Below are 16,876 nucleotides of genomic sequence, written 5' to 3'. Positions count from 1 at the left end.
GACGTCACCTCCGCCAGGAGGTGACCGCCTCCGCGGCCACCGCCCTGAACTGGCGGACCGTGTTGTTCCAGCGGTACTGGGCCGCGCGGTCGCGGGCGGACTTGCCCATGAGGGTGCGGCGGTGGGTGGACAGGGCGAGGGTGCACCAGGCCGCCGCGAAGGAGGACTCACCGCGGGCCAGCACGCCCGTCTCGCCGTCGACCACGGAGTCGCGCAGGCCAGGCACGTCGAAGGCGATCGCCGGGGTCTCGCGCGCCGCCGCCTCCGTGACCACCAGGCCCCAGCCCTCCACCGCGGAGGGATGCAGCAGTAGCCACGCGGCACACAGCAGCCGGTGCTTCTCGGCCTCGGTGACACGGCCGGCGAACTCCACGCCGGGACCCGCGAGCTGTTCGAGCCGCTCCCGCTCGGGACCGTCACCGACGATCACCAGCCGGCCGCCGGTGACCGGACGGACCCGCTCCCACAGCCGCAGCAGCAGATCGATCCGCTTGTACTCGACCAGCCGTCCCATCGCCACGAACAGCGGCTCCGGCGACCGCTCGGCCCGCGGCCCCGGCTCCTCGACCCCGTTGTGCACGACCCGGATGCGCTCCCGCTCCACCCCGATCGCCCGCAGCGCGTGGGCCGTCGACGGCGAGACGGCGACCAGCAGATTGCTGCGCTGTGCGCCCGCCAGTGCCCAGTGTTCGAGTCTTCGGCCGATCCGGGCGGCGGGCGCCAGCGGCCCGCCGAACCGCATCCGCCACAGGTCCGTGTGGACGTGGTTGACCAGGCACAGGGTGGGGCCGTGGTGCCAGAGCGGGGCCAGGTACGGCATGCCGTTGCAGACCTCGACCAGCAGGTCGCAGTCGCCGACCTGACGGTGGAAGGCGGAACGGGCGCGCAGGAAGTGGCCCAGGTCGCCGCCTGCCGAGACGACCCGGTAGTCGTGGAAGGCCGCGGGACCGCCGCAGAGCAGGGTGACCTGGTGGCCGAGGCCGGTCAGCCCGTCGGCTAGCCGGTCGACGAGGATCTCGGAGCCGCCCGCGGACCGGTTTCCGAGATCCCGGTGGGCGAGGAAGACGATGCGGCGCGGCTGTGGGGGAAGCGCAGGAAGGGACGGTGCGGGCTGTGCGGAATGTACGGACGGTACGGACGGTACGGACGGTGTGGGCTGTGCGTCGCGCGGGACCGCGGCGCGCAGCGGGGAGGGCACGTGCTGGGGCATGGGTGCTCCAACTCGTCTCAGGGTGCGGAACTCAGCGTGGGGGGCAGGGCGTCGGGCAGATGAGTCGATGGTGCGGGAAAACAGGCGATCTGTGGGGGAGCCGGGTGGCGGCTGTCACGGGAGTGTGGGCGGGCTGTGCTCGGGTGGGGGTGGATAGTTTTCGCCCGGCGATTCGAAGCTGCTACTCACCGAGGTGACAAATTCCGGGCTTTCTGGAGCTGACAGACCATCACATCGTGAGGGGCGAAGGGGAGTTACCGGATGAACCGGGATTCCGACGCCCTCGTACCACCAAAACGCCCCCCGTCACGGCAAGGGCGAACCCGAGCACGCCGGCCCCCACGGGCAACGTCTGCCCCAGCATGCGCAGTTGACCGCTCTCCTTCTTCGCCTGCTTGACCTGGTCCTTCTGGGTGGCCGGGGTGAAGGCCAGCTTGTCGGCATCCAGGAGCAGCGTCGCGTCGTACGTGGAGCCCGGGGCGCGCAGCGTCCTGCGCGGGCCGACCTGGGCGTACAGCACCCGGCCGGTGCGCTGGTCGACGACCAGCTCGATGCCGTGGTTGGAGTACCACTCCTCGGCCAGCACCTGGGGGCGATCGGGCAGGTCGACGATGCTGCCCGGCACCATCCGGGTGCCGATCTTCGTCGGGGCGACCGTGCCGGTGAAGCGGTAACCCGTGTAGCCCTGGATCTTCTTGGTGCCCTGGTACTTCAGCGTGACGGGTGCGCCGAGGGAGTTGTCCCACCAGCGGTAGGCGTGTTTCCGCACGTCGAAGGGGAACTTGAGGTAGGCGTCACCCTCGAAGTACGGGTTCTCCTGGCAGCAGTGCACCGGCTGGTTGGTCTTCCGGTCGGTGACCCAGCGGTTCGGGAAGAACTCCAGCGCGTCGTACGGGTCGGCCGCGGGCAGCGACTTGTCCGTGTCGACCGTCGTCGTCACGTCCCAGACGGCGCGCCCGCTGTGCTCGCTGTCGGCGACATCGCCTCTGACCTGCTGGGTCACGGTGATCCGTTTGTCGTACAGGGTCTGGACCTGTGCGGTGTCGAAGTAGGCGCCCGTGCCGGTGTAGACGGCGGTGGTGTCGATGTCGATCGGGTTCACGGCGGCCCGCGGTTCCACGTACCACGCGAGCATCGGGGCCAGCACGAGCAGAAAGGTGCCGAGGCCCAGCAGGACCAGTGCGAGAGGTGAGGTTTTCAGGCGCATCCGGGCACTCCAGGGGCGTGAGAAGGCTCGACGCACGGGTGATGCAGGTGATGCGGGGTGGTACGCGGTGATACGGGTGCGTCGACACAAGGAGGGAAAGTGCACGTGCGGTATGGGCCGGGAACCGTACGGGCACCCTTGACGGAGTGTCAATGCATTGTCGAGACTGAGGACTCGCCGGACGGGACCGGCGAAACGGGTTGCGCGGATCAAGGGAACGGGTGGGGACGACCTCCGACAGAGAGGCTCACCCTGCGATGTCCAGACTGCTCGCCGCCGCGCTGACCGTCGCGGCCGCCGCCGCGCTCGCCGTGGGCGCCGCGCTCGGCATCGTCGCGCTGCTCGACGCGACCCCTGACCAGCCGAACACCCCACTGATCACCTACGAGCATGCGAACCAGGAGCGCTGACCGTGCCGAGCCGGAGGGGCGCGCCGGTGTCGAGAGGGGGAGCGCCCGGAGGCCCCGACGAAGGAGGGGCTGAGCACGGTCGCCCTCTCGACACCGGCTGTAGCGCCCCGGAGGCGGACCGAAAAGTGCAGGCCGGTCCAGGAACCGTCGCCATGCGCTCGGCCTGGCATGACGTTCCCCGCCCCCAGGTGCGGCAGTTCGCGGCGATCGCCCTGGCCGAGGCGCCGGCGCTCGCCGAGGAGATCCTGCGCGAGATCCGCCGCGAGTACCCCAACCTGCCCCTCGTCCTCGACGACTCCGGCGAGCCGATGGCCCTCGTCGGCATCCGCCGGGCCATCGAGGTCTTCGTGCAGCACCTGGAAACGGCGGAGGGCCGGCCCCGCATCCCCCCGGAGGTCTTCCAGGAATTCGGCCGGGGCGAGGGCCTGCACGGCCGCAGCCTCGATTCACTGCAAGCGATCTACCGGCTGGGCGTCCGCCTCGCCTGGCGCCGGTTCGCCGAGATCGGGCAGCGGGTCGAGATCCCGCCACCGGCGATGTACGAGCTCGTCGACGCGGGATACGAGTACCTGGACGGCCTGGTGGATCAGTCCGTACGGGGTTACGCCGAGGCCGCGGCCCGGCAGGCGGGGGAGCGCCTGCGCCTCCAGCGCCGCCTGATGGAGCTGCTGCTCGCCGAGCACCACCGGGGTGACCCCGCCGAGGCGCTCGTCGAACGGGCCGCCCGGATCGGCTGGCCGCTGCCGGACAAGGTCGCCGTGGGGGTGCTTCTGCGGCCCGCCCGCGAGGCCGTGGCGCCCGCCGTCGGGCAGGGAGTGCTGCTCGACATGGAGTACGAGCAGCCCCGGATGGTCGTGCCCGAGCCGGACGCCGCCGGGCGGCCGGAGCTGCTGCACCGGGCACTGACCGGCTGGTCCGGGGCGATCGGGCCGCCGGTGCCGCTGGCCGACGCGGCGAAGTCGCTGCGCTGGGCGGATGCGGCGGTACGGCTCATGGAGCGGCGGCTGCTGCCCGGCGGGGAGGTGCTGCACTGCACCGAGCACACCGAGGCCCTGGTGCTGCTCCAGCCCGAGGAACTGATCGACGACCTCGCCCTGCGCTGTCTGGCCCCGCTCGCACACTGCGGGCCCACGCACGGGCGGCGTCTCGCGGAGACGTTACTGGCGTGGCTGGAGACACGCGGGGGCGCCCCCGAGGTCGCGGCGCGGCTCGGGGTGCACCCCCAGACCGTCCGCTACCGCCTCCGGCAGATACGGGAACTGTGGGGCGACGAGATCGACGACCCGGACCGGCGCTTCGAGCTGGAGCTGGTGTTGCGGGCGCAGCGACTCAGGGGCGAGCTCGGGGACCCAGGAACCCGCCGCTGACCTCACGTCTTCGTCCCCCGCCCACCCGACGGTCCCGCACGCCCCCGAAACCTCACCGTTACCCACCCATTGCCCCTGCAAGAGCACCATGAGTAGCCTGTGTTCGTCATGCCGATCGGCTGTTGAAATTTCGAACATAGGGAGGGGGCCGGTTGTGGGACGCCTCGTACCTGCCGTGACCCGAGCTCTCGACATACTTGAGCTCTTCCTCGACGGGGACGGGACTCTCTCCGCCCCCGACATCGTGCGCAAGCTCCAGCTGCCGCGTACGACGGTGCACGAGCTGGTCACCACGCTCGCCGCCCGCTCATACATCGCGCAGGTGCCCGGCCAGCCGGGACGCTACCGCCTCGGTGTGCGCCCGTACCAGCTCGGGAGCCGATACGCCGAGCAGCTGGACCTCGCCGCGGAGGGCCAGCAAGTCGCCCGCTCGGTCGCCGAGACCTGCGACGAGACCGTCCACGTGGCGATTCTCGAGGGTACCGACGTCATCTACATCGCGAAGGTCGACTCCACGCACGCCGTACGCATGGTGTCCGCGGCGGGCCGGCGCCTGCCCGCCCACTGCACCTCCGTCGGCAAGATGCTGCTCGCCTCGCTCCCCGACGTGGAGCTGGCCTCCCGCATCCCCGACAACGCGGACCTGGTCGCGATGACTCCGAACAGCATCGTCGAGCCGGCCGCCCTGCGCGAGGCTCTCGCCGAGATCCGTCGCCGCGGCGTCGCCGTGGAGAGCCGTGAGTCCAACCCGGACGTCAGCTGCGTCGCCGCCCCGGTGCGCGACCGCACGGGACAGGTCGTCGCCGCGCTCTCCATCTCCGTACCGATGATCCGCTGGAGCGACGAGCGCCGCGTGGAGCTGGAGCAGCTCGCCGCGAAGGGCGCCGTCGAACTGTCCGAGCGGCTCGGCTACCGGAGCGTGGTGGGATGACGGGGACGACGGCCTTCGACGTAGCGGTACGCGCCGAGGCGGCCCTCGGCGAGGGTCCGACCTGGGACTCACGGGCGCAGCGGCTGATCTGGATCGACATCCTCGGCTCCCGGGTCCACACCTACGACCCCGCCTCCGGCCGCCGTACGGTCATGGTCACCGAGCAGCACGTGGGCGCCGCGAAGCCCCGCGCGGGCGGCGGCCTGGTCGTCAACCTCAGGGACGGCCTGGGGCTGTACGGGCCGAGCGGGTCCGGGGAAGCGTTCCGCTGGCTGCACCACGACCCCGTCCCCGGCCGCCGCGCGAACGACGCCGCGGTCGCCCCCGACGGCTCGCTGTTCTTCGGCACCATGCGCTACGACGAGGCACCCGGCGGCGGCGCCCTGTCCCGGATCACCCCCGACGGCACGGTCACCACGCTCCTCGACGACGTCACCGTCAGCAACGGCACCGGCTGGAGCCCGGACGGCCGGCTGATGTACTACATCGACTCACCGACCCGCCGCGTCGACGTCTGCGACATGGGTGACGATCAGCTCCCCCTGAACAGGCGCCCGCTGGCCGTCATCGAGGAGGGCGCGGGCTGGCCCGACGGCCTCACCGTCGACGCCGACGGCTGCGTCTGGGTGGCCCTCTGGGACGGCGGCGCCGTCCGCCGCTACACCCAGGACGGCGAGCTCGACCGGGTCGTGGAACTCCCCGTCCGCCGCCCCACCGCCTGCGCGTTCGGCGGCGCCGGCCTGACCGACCTGTACATCACCACGGCGCGTACGGGCCTGGAGGCGCCGCATCCGCTCTCCGGCTCGGTGCTCGTCGTTCCCGGCGCGGGGAAGGGCCTGGCGCAGCCGGCGTTCTCCGGTTAGCAGCTCCTCCGAAGCCCCCGCCCAGTCACGGCAGTCACTGAGCGGGCGCCTCGTTTTTTATGCAAACCGCTTTTTGCGCAAACCATTGACGAGAAAGCGTCGGTCTTCCGCGCCCAGGGCAAGGACCTGGGGGCGCGGGGAACTGCGCGACCAGCCCAGCACAACCCGCAGTCGCCCAGGAAGCAGAACGCCCCCCACCAAAGGCGCCCTCGAAAGGAAAACATGCGCACCGCCCGCTTCGCCCTCGACCCCGCCTTCACCATCGGCGAGGTCAACCCCCGACTCTTCGGCTCCTTCGTCGAGCACCTCGGCCGCTGCGTGTACACCGGCATCTACGAACCCGGCCACCCCACAGCCGACGAGGCCGGCCTCCGTACGGACGTGCTGGAGCTGGTCCGCGAACTCGGCGTCACCGCGGTCCGCTACCCCGGCGGCAACTTCGTCTCCGCCTACAACTGGGAGGACTCGGTGGGCCCGGTCGAGGACCGTCCCCGCCGCCTCGACCTCGCCTGGCGTTCCACCGAGACCAACCGCTTCGGCCTGTCGGAGTACATCGCCTTCGTGAAGAAGCTCGGCCCGGGGGCCGAGCCGATGATGGCCGTCAACCTCGGCACGCGCGGCGTCGCCGAGGCCCTGGAACTCCAGGAGTACGCCAACCACCCCGCCGGGACCGCCCGTTCGGATCTGCGGGTGACGCACGGCGACAAGGACCCGTTCGGCATCAAGCTGTGGTGCCTGGGCAACGAGATGGACGGGCCCTGGCAGACCGGCCACAAGACGGCGCGGGAGTACGGCCGCCTCGCCGCCGAGACCGCCCGCGCGATGCGCCAGATCGAGCCGGACCTCGAACTCGTCGCGTGCGGCTCGTCGGGGCAGAACATGGAGACGTTCGCCGAGTGGGAGGCGACCGTCCTCCAGGAGACGTACGACCTCGTCGACTACGTCTCCCTGCACGCCTACTACGAGGAGACCGGCGGCGACCGCGACTCCTTCCTCGCCTCCGCCGTCGACACCGAGTCCTTCATCGAGAACGTGGTGGCGACCTGCGACCACGTGGGTGCTCGACTGAAGTCCAAGAAGAAGATCAACCTCTCCTTCGACGAGTGGAACGTCTGGTACCAGAGCCGGCCGAACCCGCATCCGGTCGAGGACTGGCAGGAGGCCCCGCGCATCCTGGAGGACGTCTACTCCGTCACGGACGCGGTCGTCTTCGGCTCCCTGCTGATCGCGCTGCTGCGGCACGCCGACCGGGTGACCGTCGCCTGCCTCGCCCAGCTCGTCAACGTCATCGCGCCGATCATGACCGAGCCGGGCGGCCCGGCCTGGCGGCAGACGACGTTCTTCCCCTTCGCACAGGCGTCGGCGTACGGGCGCGGGGAGGTCCTCGACGTCCGCGCGGCGTCGCCGACGTACGAGACGAAGAAGTACGGGGAGGTGGACCTGCTGCACGCCACCGCCGTACGCGCCGAGGACGGCTCGGTCACCGTCTTCGCCGTCAACCGCAGCCAGACCGAGCCACTGCCGCTCGAAGTCGCCCTGAGCCGACTGGGGTTGACAACGGTCGTCGAGCACAGCGCACTCGCGGACGCCGACCCCGACGCCCGCAACACCCTCGACGACCAGGAACGCGTCACCCCGCACCCGGTCGAGGGCACCACCCTCCAGGACGACGGCACCCTGACCGCTGTCCTGGAACCGCTGTCCTGGAACGTGATCCGACTGGCCTAAGGGACCTGGGCGAACACGCGGCCGGGGGAGTCCACCGGTGTCACCGGCACCCCTCCGGCCGCGCTGCCCATCAGCGTCAGCTTCACCTCGCCGGGACCCGCCGGGGTGGTGCCGTCGGACAGCACCGCGAGGGCCAGGGTGTTGGACCCCCGGGTGCGCAGCACCCCGTTGGGCAGGACGAAGGTGTGCTGGGGGCCCACGTCGTTGATGTACTGGCCCATGTTCCAGCCGTTCAGGAAGATCTGGACGCGGTAGGCGCGGGTCGGGTCGTCGGTGAGGGTGAGCCCGATCGAGGCGTCCATGCCCGGGTGGACCGCGAGCCGGAACCTCGTGCGGTACCAGGCGACCCCCTGCCCCCGCTCCGCCCGCGGGAACTCCACGGCCTTCCAGCCGCCGTCCGCGAGCCCCGGCAGATGCCAGCCCCGCCGCTCCCCGTACAGCCCGCCGTGGTTGAGCGGCCCGCGCACCGGGTCGGGCGCCGCCGCCCCCTGGATCCGCCAGGTGACGGCCGGGCTCGCCCCGGTGAACGTCACCGCCTTAAGACCCCGTGCGGCCTTGTGCGTGTCCCGCGCCGCGCCGTCCTCGTCGTGCTGCATCCGGCGTACGAGTACGGACAGGACGTGCGACCCCTCCTTGTGCGGAACGGGAAAGGTGGCCGTCGCCGCCCAAGTCCCCTTCCGCACGTTCGCCTTGTCCGGCACCGGCATCCGATGCGTGCCCAGCGGTTTCCCGTCCAGCCACGCCATCAGCATCCCCTGCGTGCCCGTGACATACGAGAGGGACACCGACTCGGCGCCGCCGCTCGCGTCCGTGAAGTGCCCCCGGTACCAGACGTCTCCGTAGTGGAACCCGTAGTCGTCGGCGAAGAGGACGGGCTGCCCGGCCGGTACGGGGGTGGAGCTGTAGGACGAGGCCCTGTTCGCGACCTTCCAGCCCGAGTCGTCGAAGTCGGCGGCGGACTCGGGGTTTTCGGCGTGATGGCGCCAACCGCGCAATGCGGGAAGGCGGATGTCCGCGACCCCCGGCAGCGGCCGCACGGCCCGCAGACTCCCGGAGGCGGTCGCCCGGGTCCTCAACACGCCCTGGTTCCACATCACTTCAGTCACCCCGCGAGGTCCCCAGACCTCCAGATCGGCCGCCTCGACCGTGTCTCCTGTCAGATGAACAGTCGTGCCGCGCAGGACGGCGGTACGCAGGAGCGCCGGACCGCGTACGAGCACGGGCCCCGACGGGGTGTCGTACCGCCACAGCCGTACGGAGGTCTCGTCGTCGGCGAGCAGGAGGAGGAGCGGGGCGGAGGTGCCGCCGCCCTCCATCAACAGCCGTGTCAGACCATCGAGTTCGGCGCCGACCCGCAGAGCACCGGCCGTGTACTCATGGTTGGCCCTGCCCTCCAGCACGGTGACCGTGGGCCTGCTCGCGCACTCCAGCACGGTCTCCGTCGACTCCCCCTTCCGGCCCGTGAACACGGCGATGTCCTGCCGCCCGGCGGTGAGCCGCAGCATGGGCTGGGCGCTGGAGTACCTCAACGTCCGCCGCCCGAGGGAGAGCCCGGTGGCGAGCAGCCGGGCGTCGAGCCCGGGGACGGGCACCGTCACGCCCGCCCCGGCGAGCGTGACGGCGGCGACGACATCATCGGCCCGGTCGTTGCGCAGCACATAGAAGTGCGCTTTCGTGTCCGGGTTGACGAGGTGGTACGCCGTGATGCCGGAGTCGGAGGTCCCCGCCACCCCGTCTCTCCCGCCGTCTCTCCCCCCGCCTCTCTCGCCGACCTTGACGTCCTCCGCCCGGTCCAGCTTGGCGAGGTCGGGCACGGAGTGCAGGAGCTGCCCGATCTGGTGCATCGGGACCAGCTTCGGGGTGGGCCTGCGGGCCTCGTCGAGGGCGGCCCCGTAGTCGTACGAGGTGTAGACGACCGGCGCGGGCAGCCACCCCCAGGAGGTCCCTCCGAACGTCATGTAGACGTTGTGGACCTTGATGCCGTTGGCGAGGTTGGTGAGGTAGAAGCGCCGCTCGTACGCCGCGTCACGCGTCCGCGCCGACCCCGTGTACCCCTTGCCGTCGAACTCCACCCCGCCCCACGGGTCGAACCAGCCCCCGCCGAACTCGGCCAGGAACCCCGGGGTCTCGGGACTGGCGGTCGAGCCGCCCTTCGTACCGCCGATGCCGTAGTAGCCCCAGTCGGGCGGGGGCGCGAAGGGCGAGGGATAGCCGTCGAAGCCGTACAGGTACCGCCCTTTCTCCCCTCCCGTGTCGAAGGTGCCGGGCGCCCAGTACCCGTTCCGCCCCTTGTCGTTGTGGAACAGCGGCACGTCGATGCCGTCGGCGCGGACCTTGGCGTGGAGGTGGGCCATGTAGTCGCGCCCGAGGGCGCCGGTGGTGTTGTTCGCGTACTCGTTCTCCAACTGGTAGAGGACGATCGTGCCGGTGCCGTGGGTGTAGAGGTGCCGGCCCACGATCCGGTTCACGGCGCTCAGCCACTCGTCGACGTACGAGAGGTAGGTCGGGTCGGAGGTCCGGGCGGTGCCCTTGGTGGCGGTCAGCCAGCCGGGGAAGCCGCCCGCGTCGACCTCCGCGTTGATGTACGGGCCTGGGCGCAGGATCACGTACAGGCCGGTCTCGGCGGCTGTGCGCAGGAACAGGTCGAGGTCGCGGACGCCCGTGAAGTCGTACTGTCCGGGCGCGGGGGAGTGGTAGTTCCAGGAGACGTAGACGCTGATGGTGTTGTAGCCGTGGGCGCGCAGCTTCTGCAGCACGTCACGCCAGAGGGAGGGGCTCGGCAGACGGAAGGGGTGGACCTCGCCGGACCACAGGACGACCCGCTTGCCGTCGATCAGCATCGAGTACCTGTCGAAGCCGACGGTGTGCCCGGTGCCGTCGGCGTGGGGGGTTGCGGGTGCGGGGCCGGTGGGCGCGGTGGCGTGCGCGAACGCACCGTTGCTCCCATCGAGGGACAGGCCGAGGGCGGCGGTGCCGGCGAGTGCGCTGAAGGTACGTCTGCTCAACACCATGCGGGGCCTTTCGGGGACAGCGGCGCGGGTGCGGCCATTGTCCACAGCGGTACGCCTCACCATGGTCGTATGAGGATCTCGGCGCGGGCGGATTACGCGGTACGGGCGGTAGGGGAGCTCGCCGTCCGGCAGGGCGGGGAGCCCGCGACGGAGCCGGTCAAGGCGGAGACCATCGCCCTGGCGCAGGACGACTGGGTGGGCGCGTCGGGCGTGATCAGCGCCGTCGTCCACGTCCTCCCGTACGCGCTGTGGGCTGCCGCCCTGACGTACTCGATCCGCGCGTACCGGAGGGAGAAGGCGGAGGAGCCGGCGTCGGAGGAGCGGCAGCCGGTGACGGCCTGAGGAACAGATGAGGGAGCAGGTGGGTCAGGAGGGCTTGGCCGCCGACAGAGCGGTGACGGTCACCTTGTCGTCGCACTCGGCGATGACGCCGTCCGCCAGGGCGACCTGGTGCGCCCCGGCACTCGGCACACCCACCACCAGGGTCGGATAGCTGGCAGGCGTGGCTCCGGACCTGCAATAGCCGTCGGCCTCACCCTGGACCTGGACGAACGTCAGTTTCGTCCAGACCTTCCCGCCCGGTGCGACCTTCACCGATTTCGCGGTCCCGGTCGTGGTCACCTTGAGCGGACGATTCTTCTGCGGGGAACCGTTGCCCGCACCCGCCACGGTCGGATGCCCCTGGACGGTGCACGGCTTGCCGGACACATTGGTGAACTCGACGATCGCCGCCCCGGTCCCGGTGCCGCCCGGTCGTACGCCGGCCTGGTACATGGACGCGTTGAGATCCGCCAGGGCACACGCCTTGGCAGCGGCGGACGATATTGCGCTCGCCGAGCCCGTGGCCGTGGGGGTGGTGTTCCCCGCGGGCCGGGATGCGGTGGGGGTCGAGGCCCCGGCGGAGGACGCCGCCGGCTTGACCGGCACGCCCGACGCCGAAGAACCCACGGCCGTCGGGCTGCCGCCCGGCTGACACCCGGTCATGAGCAGGGTGGCGGCCGACGCGGTGACCATCGCCGTCGTGACTCTGCGGATACCGATGCCGTACATGAAGTCCCCCGAAGTGGTTCAGGCGCCGGTCTGTCACCGACACTCTTCGCTTCAGAGCGCATTGCGGACTTCCCGGTTTCACCTGCGGGACTGTCTGTGACACGACAGTGACACAGCGGGTCACGGACCGCATGTCGTGGCCGCCCCGCGAGGGATGCCCCAACCCTGCGTACGGCGGTGGGGAGGAGCGGAACGCCGGGGCCCGATCGTTCAGTGGGGCGCCCTCCACAGGAGGTCGCGGGTCAGTTCGGGCACGCTCGGTGCGCCGGTCAGGCTCATCGCCTCGATGAGTTCGTCGGTGAGGTCGTCGAGCAGGCGGGTCACGCCGGCGGCGCCGCGGACGGTCAGGGCCCACAGGACGGGCCGGCCGATGAACACGGCGCGGGCGCCGAGGGCGAGGGCGGCCAGGATGTGGGTGCCGCGTCGCAGTCCGCTGTCGACGTACACCTCGGCGCCCGTGCCCGCCACCGCGTCGACGACCTCCGGCAGGGCCCAGGCGGTGGGCACCAGTCCGTCCAGTTGGCGCCCGCCGTGGTTGGAGACGATGAGTCCGGACGCACCCGCCGCCACCAGCTCCCGTGCGTCGTCGCCGCGCAGTACGCCCTTGACGACGACGGGGAGGCCGCGGCTCCGTTCGCGCAGCCAGCCGATGACCTCGGGGGTCAGATCCGGCGCGTGCTCCGCGGCCTCGGGGGCTGGAACGCCGGTGACGTTGCCGTAGAGGTCCTCCGGTCCGACGAAGTCCCCGACGTGCGCGCCACGCTTGCCCCGCGACCCGATGACCGGCGTGTCGGCGGTGAGTACGACCGCCCGCGCCCCGGCCGCGACGGCCCGCTCCAGCGTTTCGATGGTCAGCACGCGGTCCCGGGCCACGTACACCTGAACCCACCACGGTGCCCCGGTCGGCACGAGATCGGCGAACGGAACAGCGGTGTTCGAGGTCACCGCCAGCAGCGATCCCGCCGCCGCGACGCCCCGAGCGGTGGCCGCCTCCCCGTCGGGGTGGGCCTTGCGCTGCAGGGTGCTGGGCGCGACGAGTACGGGTGTACGAACAGGCGTACCCAGTACGGTCGTCGAGGCGTCGCATGTCGAGACATCCCGCAACAGTCTTGCGCGGAAACGGAACTGATCCCAGGCCTCGGTCGCCTCCGCCACGCTCATGCCCTGACCGGCACCGCGCCGGAAGTACGCGTAGACGTCCTCCGGCAGCACCTCGGCGGCCCGCTCCTGAAGTCCGTCCATCCACCGACCGATGTCTGTCACCTGACATCCCTTCGTCGTACGGTGCGACGAAGCAAGGGTGCCCCAGGCACCCACCGCGGCGGTCTCGATCGCCGGTCTTGTTCGCTGCTCTTAATCGTTCGACATCGGGCGGGCGAGTGGGGATGCTGCACCCCTATGACGCGAACCGACACGCCTCCCGCCTGGGACGAGCGCACACAGCTGACCACCTTCCTCGACTACGCCCGTGCCACCGCCCGCGCCAAGTGCGAGGGTGTCTCCCCGGAGAACGCGCGCAAGGCTCCGCTGCCCGGGTCTCCCCTGATGACGTTGTGCGGGCTGATCAGTCATCTGCGCTGGGTCGAGTACCACTGGTTCCAGGTGGTGTTCCTCGGCGAGGAGAACGACGGTCCGACCGCGGACGCGACCGACGACGACCCGGACCCGGAGATGCGGATCGCCGTCGACATTCCGCTGCCGCGGCTCCTGGAGGAGTACGAGGAGCAGAGCGCCCGCTACCGGCTCCTGGTCGCCGATCACGACCTGAACGCCACGGCCAAGCGCCCGTTCAGGGACGGCCGGCATGCCGACCTCCGCTGGGTCCTTCTCCACCTGATCGAGGAGACCGCCCGTCACAACGGCCATGTGGACATCATTCGGGAACTGGTCGACGGATCGACGGGGGACTGAACTCATGGGCGAAGCACGTGGGTTGAACCCCACTATCCGCACTCTCACCTTCGACTGCACCGGTGACCCGTACGATCTCGGGCTGTTCTGGAGCGAGTTGCTCGGCCGTCCGCTGGACGACGACGACAAGCCGGGAGATCCGGAGGCGGTGCTGCGCGATTCGTCCGGCGGTCCGATGCTGCTCTTCGTGCACGTGCCCGAGGGCAAGTCGGCCAAGAACCGTGTCCACCTCGACCTGCAGCCGCACGGCCGGACCAGGGCGGAGGAGGTCGCCCGCGCCCTCGCCCTCGGCGCCCGTCAAATCGCGGACCACACCCGGCCCGACGGAGGCGGCTGGGTCGTCCTCGCGGACCCGGAAGGGAACGAATTCTGCGTGGAGCGCGGGGAGTTGGGCTGAGCGCCAGGCCGCCGCCCGTGCCCAAGCCTCACCCGTGCCCAAGCCTCACCCGCGCCCAGGGCTCAGTGGTGTCCAGGGCTCACTGGTGCGCGCCCGTCGCACCGTTCAACGGCACCCGTCGCGCCTCCACCGCGCGCCGCGAGATCCGCCATCCCCCGTCACGACGCACCACGATGTCGTCGTACGACACCGATCCGCAGGTACCGTCCGCCATGACCGCCAGTCCCTTGGACCGCACCTGCGCTCGCCCGTCGCCGAGGTCGGTGATCACGATGTTGGTGACGTGGTGGGCGACGGCGTTCGCGGCACCGAGTGCGAGGGCGGCGTTCCGGATCGCCCCGATCCCCGACAACTCGCCCTGCCCGAAGGCGGACACGTCATAGACGACGTCCTCGGTGAACAGCTCCGCCAGGTCGTCGAGGCGTCCGTCGTCGAAGAGATGGCCGTGCAGGGAGATCAACTCGGTGATGGCCAGGCGGTCTTCGGCAGGGAGTGTCATGGCCTGCCCTTCAGGGGGCTGAGCCCGGCCGGGCAGCCGCGCTGCTGGGCCCCTCAGTATGCCGAGCCCTCGGTATGCCGAGTTGTTGGCTTGGGCCGTTCCCGGGGCGGGTTCGTTCGTGACGGGGTGCTCCGTCGGCTGCCGGCATCGGCAGGGCCGGGGACATGCCCCGGCCCGCACATCATGCTCGCCGTCGGTGACCGCCTACGGCCTTGGCTGCTTGGACCGCTTCACGGTGTGGAAGGCATGCCGAGGGCCGTTCTGGGGCGAGATCTGGCCGACGAGTTCCCGGAAGCAGACCAGGGCGGTGATCGGCGGAATTCCGACGACGACCATCGCGAGCAGAGAATGCGCTGAATGGCCGACGCACAGAGCTACCGCCGTGGCGGAGGAGGTCAACATCACGGCCCAGGACTGCCAAGCGGTGCGGTGCTGAACGGAGGCCCGCAGGATGGACAGACCTGCCACGAGCCACGGCCCGTACACCGTGAGCGGCCACCATTGTGCCAACTTGGCCGAAACCACCAGCAGCGAAACGCCGCGCAGTTGATTGTATGAATAAGAGAGGGACCAGCCCAGCATCATCGCTCCGGATACAATGATCATTGTAACCAAGAAAAAAACCGTGATGATCCTGTGTTTAGCGGCAATGGCCTGGAACCCTGGCCGGGGTCGCCGTCGATTGACCGGGCGGCGAGGCTGCGCATGGCCGCCCAAGGGGGCCGGAGCGGAAATCGTGCTGGACGCCGTGTACAGCATCTGGGCCAGCTCTTCATCCGGATCCCATCCGTCCGGAGTGATCGCCGGATCGGGGACGTGCCAGGCGTGGGGAGGCCCCAGCGGATCCGTGCCATGGAGCTGTTGGTTTACCGGATCATAGGTGGTTCGCGGATCGAGCTGAAGGTCACGGAGGGTTGGATCATCCTGAATCCAGTCCATCTTTGGCTCCTTTTTGCCCTGGTTCAGAGTGTTCCGTCTGGAGGACGATGATCGGACTGGGCGGCGATCGCGCCCGCGGTGCCATGTCCTTCCGGCGCAGCCCGAAGGTATTCGCTTTCCATCCGACTTATGGCCTTGAGGAAGTCCTCGAGCAGGTCCGCGCAGTGCTCGAGGCACACCCTGCCGCCGGCCGCATCAAGCCAGATGCTGCCGCTTCCTGCTGGTGTCTGATCAGCTGAGGAGAAAATCCGCTGTTCCGATTTCCCGGAGCCCCCCTGGTGAGAGAGGAACGGACGAGTCTCGTCTGCATGCCTATCCTTCAGAGTCACGACAACGTAACGAGCATCACGGTGCAAGGTTTCGGGCATTCGGGGGAATGCGCATCAACAGGGATTATCTTGATTAAGGGATGGTGGAGCATGGTTGATGAAATTCTGAAGATGTTTTGCACGGCTTTACTGACATCGTCACCCGAGCCGCACTGAACGTCTTATCGACGTCTCGATGAGGTGGAAATCAGGTTTGTCGTCGGTGTGATCAGTCCCGCGTGGAACGTCCGAACTATTTCTGTCCGGTACGCAGCGGGCAGCGATCTTGTGGTGGCAGGATCGCGGGGTGAGCGTCGATGCGATGGTGGTTCGTGCTCGTGGGCTGTGGGAGACGTTGGCCGCCGCGCCTGTCTCGTTCGCGGGGCCGGGCGGCGTAACGGTGGTTGCTTCGCCCGGATCGGGGCTGTGTCCGCCGTCCTGGGCGGGGATCGTGGTGATCGGTGACGCCGCGATCGTGACCGCGCCCACGGATGCCGCAGCGCGAGCATTGCGCCGGGCGTTGGTCCCGGTGCCCGTGGAATCGCTCACCCGCGCCGAGGTGGTGCGGGCGGTGCTGCCGGTGACCGACGTACTCGGCCCGGCCACCTTGGGCTACGTGTCCCGGGACGGCTTCCGGCCCGTGTCCGACGGTGACGCCGTGGGGCAGTTGGCGCCTGGGTATCGCGACCTGCGCGACCTGCGCGACCTGCGCGGGCTGGTGGGGGCGGCGGGACCGGAGGACGTGGGCGAGAGCGGGATCGAGGAGATCACCTCGCCCGCGTTCGTCGTGCGTGAGGGAACGGACGTGGTGGCCGCCGCCGGGTACCGGACCTGGCCTGCCTCGACCGCGCACGTCGGCGTGCTGACCGCGCCGGAGCGGCGAGGCCGTGGGCTGGCCCGGCGGGTGGCTTCCGCGGCGGTGGCGCATGCGCTCGCCGCGGATCTGTTGCCTCAGTGGCGGCCTGGGCCGGTGGAGTCCCGCCGGGTTGCCGGGTTGCCGTATCGCTCGGGTTTCGGGAGGTGGGGGCGCAGCTGAGTGTTCGGC

General features: G+C 70.2%; 15 protein-coding genes and 1 pseudogene. 9 read left to right on the top strand and 7 right to left on the bottom strand.

What is annotated here, in order from left to right; genetic code table 11:
- Window positions 1-4: 4 nt before the first annotated feature.
- A complete protein-coding gene (locus OG747_RS13525; protein WP_405879575.1) occupies window positions 5-1,210 on the bottom strand; it encodes a glycosyltransferase family 4 protein in 1,206 nt (401 codons plus the stop codon).
- A gap of 229 nt (window positions 1,211-1,439) precedes the next feature.
- Window positions 1,440-2,417 (bottom strand): DUF3068 domain-containing protein, encoded by a 978-nt coding sequence (locus OG747_RS13520; RefSeq protein ID WP_405879574.1) that lies wholly within the window; start codon window positions 2,415-2,417, stop codon window positions 1,440-1,442.
- A 257-nt stretch (window positions 2,418-2,674) separates the two neighbouring features.
- Between OG747_RS13520 and OG747_RS13515 the strand changes: the two genes are divergently transcribed.
- The 5 genes from OG747_RS13515 to OG747_RS13495 all read left to right on the top strand — a co-directional run bounded on the left by OG747_RS13515 (window position 2,675) and on the right by OG747_RS13495 (window position 7,716).
- The gene (locus tag OG747_RS13515; protein ID WP_405879573.1) at window positions 2,675-2,827 is read left to right on the top strand and encodes a hypothetical protein; all 153 of its coding nucleotides are present in this window, start codon (window positions 2,675-2,677) and stop codon (window positions 2,825-2,827) included.
- Between the two features lie 152 nt (window positions 2,828-2,979).
- Window positions 2,980-4,194 carry a helix-turn-helix domain-containing protein gene (locus OG747_RS13510; RefSeq protein ID WP_405879572.1) on the top strand — a complete coding sequence of 405 codons (1,215 nt, stop codon included), beginning with the start codon at window positions 2,980-2,982 and terminating at the stop codon, window positions 4,192-4,194.
- Window positions 4,195-4,348: 154 nt separating this feature from the next.
- Entirely contained in the window at window positions 4,349-5,125 is a 777-nt protein-coding gene (locus OG747_RS13505) for an IclR family transcriptional regulator (protein WP_405879571.1), read from the top strand.
- A complete protein-coding gene (locus OG747_RS13500; RefSeq protein WP_405879570.1) occupies window positions 5,122-5,988 on the top strand; it encodes an SMP-30/gluconolactonase/LRE family protein in 867 nt (288 codons plus the stop codon). Before OG747_RS13505 ends, OG747_RS13500 begins: the two co-directional genes overlap by 4 nt.
- Window positions 5,989-6,210: 222 nt before the next feature.
- Window positions 6,211-7,716: an alpha-N-arabinofuranosidase gene (locus OG747_RS13495; RefSeq protein WP_405879569.1), complete on the top strand. Its 1,506-nt coding sequence runs from the start codon at window positions 6,211-6,213 to the stop codon at window positions 7,714-7,716.
- On the opposite strand, the gene OG747_RS13490 is transcribed toward OG747_RS13495, so the two are convergent.
- Window positions 7,713-10,727 carry a beta-galactosidase gene (locus OG747_RS13490; RefSeq protein WP_405879568.1) on the bottom strand — a complete coding sequence of 1,005 codons (3,015 nt, stop codon included), beginning with the start codon at window positions 10,725-10,727 and terminating at the stop codon, window positions 7,713-7,715. The genes OG747_RS13495 and OG747_RS13490 overlap by 4 nt on opposite strands.
- Window positions 10,728-10,796: 69 nt before the next feature.
- Here OG747_RS13490 and OG747_RS13485 point away from each other — a divergent pair.
- A pseudogene (locus OG747_RS13485) lies at window positions 10,797-10,916 on the top strand (transcriptional regulator); the annotation flags it as partial.
- A 177-nt stretch (window positions 10,917-11,093) separates the two neighbouring features.
- Here OG747_RS13485 and OG747_RS13480 read toward each other — a convergent pair.
- Both OG747_RS13480 and OG747_RS13475 read right to left on the bottom strand, forming a co-directional pair.
- Window positions 11,094-11,777 carry a DUF4232 domain-containing protein gene (locus tag OG747_RS13480; RefSeq protein WP_405879567.1) on the bottom strand — a complete coding sequence of 228 codons (684 nt, stop codon included), beginning with the start codon at window positions 11,775-11,777 and terminating at the stop codon, window positions 11,094-11,096.
- A 210-nt stretch (window positions 11,778-11,987) separates the two neighbouring features.
- Window positions 11,988-13,040, bottom strand: coding sequence for an alpha-hydroxy acid oxidase (locus OG747_RS13475; RefSeq protein WP_405879566.1), 1,053 nt, complete (start codon window positions 13,038-13,040; stop codon window positions 11,988-11,990).
- Window positions 13,041-13,175: 135 nt separating this feature from the next.
- Between OG747_RS13475 and OG747_RS13470 the strand changes: the two genes are divergently transcribed.
- Entirely contained in the window at window positions 13,176-13,688 is a 513-nt protein-coding gene (locus tag OG747_RS13470) for a DinB family protein (RefSeq protein WP_405879565.1), read from the top strand.
- Window positions 13,689-13,692: 4 nt separating this feature from the next.
- Entirely contained in the window at window positions 13,693-14,085 is a 393-nt protein-coding gene (locus OG747_RS13465; protein ID WP_405879564.1) for a VOC family protein, read from the top strand.
- A gap of 79 nt (window positions 14,086-14,164) precedes the next feature.
- On the opposite strand, the gene OG747_RS13460 is transcribed toward OG747_RS13465, so the two are convergent.
- Window positions 14,165-14,584, bottom strand: coding sequence for a nuclear transport factor 2 family protein (locus OG747_RS13460; protein WP_405879563.1), 420 nt, complete (start codon window positions 14,582-14,584; stop codon window positions 14,165-14,167).
- Between the two features lie 204 nt (window positions 14,585-14,788).
- The gene (locus OG747_RS13455; protein ID WP_405879561.1) at window positions 14,789-15,523 is read right to left on the bottom strand and encodes a DUF2637 domain-containing protein; all 735 of its coding nucleotides are present in this window, start codon (window positions 15,521-15,523) and stop codon (window positions 14,789-14,791) included.
- A 630-nt stretch (window positions 15,524-16,153) separates the two neighbouring features.
- Here OG747_RS13455 and OG747_RS13450 point away from each other — a divergent pair.
- Entirely contained in the window at window positions 16,154-16,867 is a 714-nt protein-coding gene (locus OG747_RS13450) for a GNAT family N-acetyltransferase (RefSeq protein ID WP_405879560.1), read from the top strand.
- Window positions 16,868-16,876: the final 9 nt, after the last annotated feature.

This window comes from Streptomyces sp. NBC_01384, assembly GCF_045040035.1.
GTDB lineage: Bacteria > Actinomycetota > Actinomycetes > Streptomycetales > Streptomycetaceae > Streptomyces.
The sequence above is the reverse complement of the archived record's forward strand: the minus strand, read 5'-3'. Positions and strand labels throughout refer to the sequence as shown.

Bases quoted from the DNA above. Each gene is read 5' to 3' on its own strand.
- OG747_RS13525 (WP_405879575.1), bottom strand. From the start codon at position 1,210: ATGCCCCAGCACGTGCCCTCCCCGCTGCGCGCCGCGGTCCCGCGCGAC.
- OG747_RS13520 (WP_405879574.1), bottom strand. From the start codon at position 2,417: ATGCGCCTGAAAACCTCACCTCTCGCACTGGTCCTGCTGGGCCTCGGC.
- OG747_RS13515 (WP_405879573.1), top strand. From the start codon at position 2,675: ATGTCCAGACTGCTCGCCGCCGCGCTGACCGTCGCGGCCGCCGCCGCG.
- OG747_RS13510 (WP_405879572.1), top strand. From the start codon at position 2,980: ATGCGCTCGGCCTGGCATGACGTTCCCCGCCCCCAGGTGCGGCAGTTC.
- OG747_RS13500 (WP_405879570.1), top strand. From the start codon at position 5,122: ATGACGGGGACGACGGCCTTCGACGTAGCGGTACGCGCCGAGGCGGCC.
- OG747_RS13495 (WP_405879569.1), top strand. From the start codon at position 6,211: ATGCGCACCGCCCGCTTCGCCCTCGACCCCGCCTTCACCATCGGCGAG.
- OG747_RS13490 (WP_405879568.1), bottom strand. From the start codon at position 10,727: ATGGTGTTGAGCAGACGTACCTTCAGCGCACTCGCCGGCACCGCCGCC.
- OG747_RS13480 (WP_405879567.1), bottom strand. From the start codon at position 11,777: ATGTACGGCATCGGTATCCGCAGAGTCACGACGGCGATGGTCACCGCG.
- OG747_RS13470 (WP_405879565.1), top strand. From the start codon at position 13,176: ATGACGCGAACCGACACGCCTCCCGCCTGGGACGAGCGCACACAGCTG.
- OG747_RS13465 (WP_405879564.1), top strand. From the start codon at position 13,693: ATGGGCGAAGCACGTGGGTTGAACCCCACTATCCGCACTCTCACCTTC.
- OG747_RS13460 (WP_405879563.1), bottom strand. From the start codon at position 14,584: ATGACACTCCCTGCCGAAGACCGCCTGGCCATCACCGAGTTGATCTCC.
- OG747_RS13455 (WP_405879561.1), bottom strand. From the start codon at position 15,523: ATGGACTGGATTCAGGATGATCCAACCCTCCGTGACCTTCAGCTCGAT.
- OG747_RS13450 (WP_405879560.1), top strand. From the start codon at position 16,154: ATGGTGGTTCGTGCTCGTGGGCTGTGGGAGACGTTGGCCGCCGCGCCT.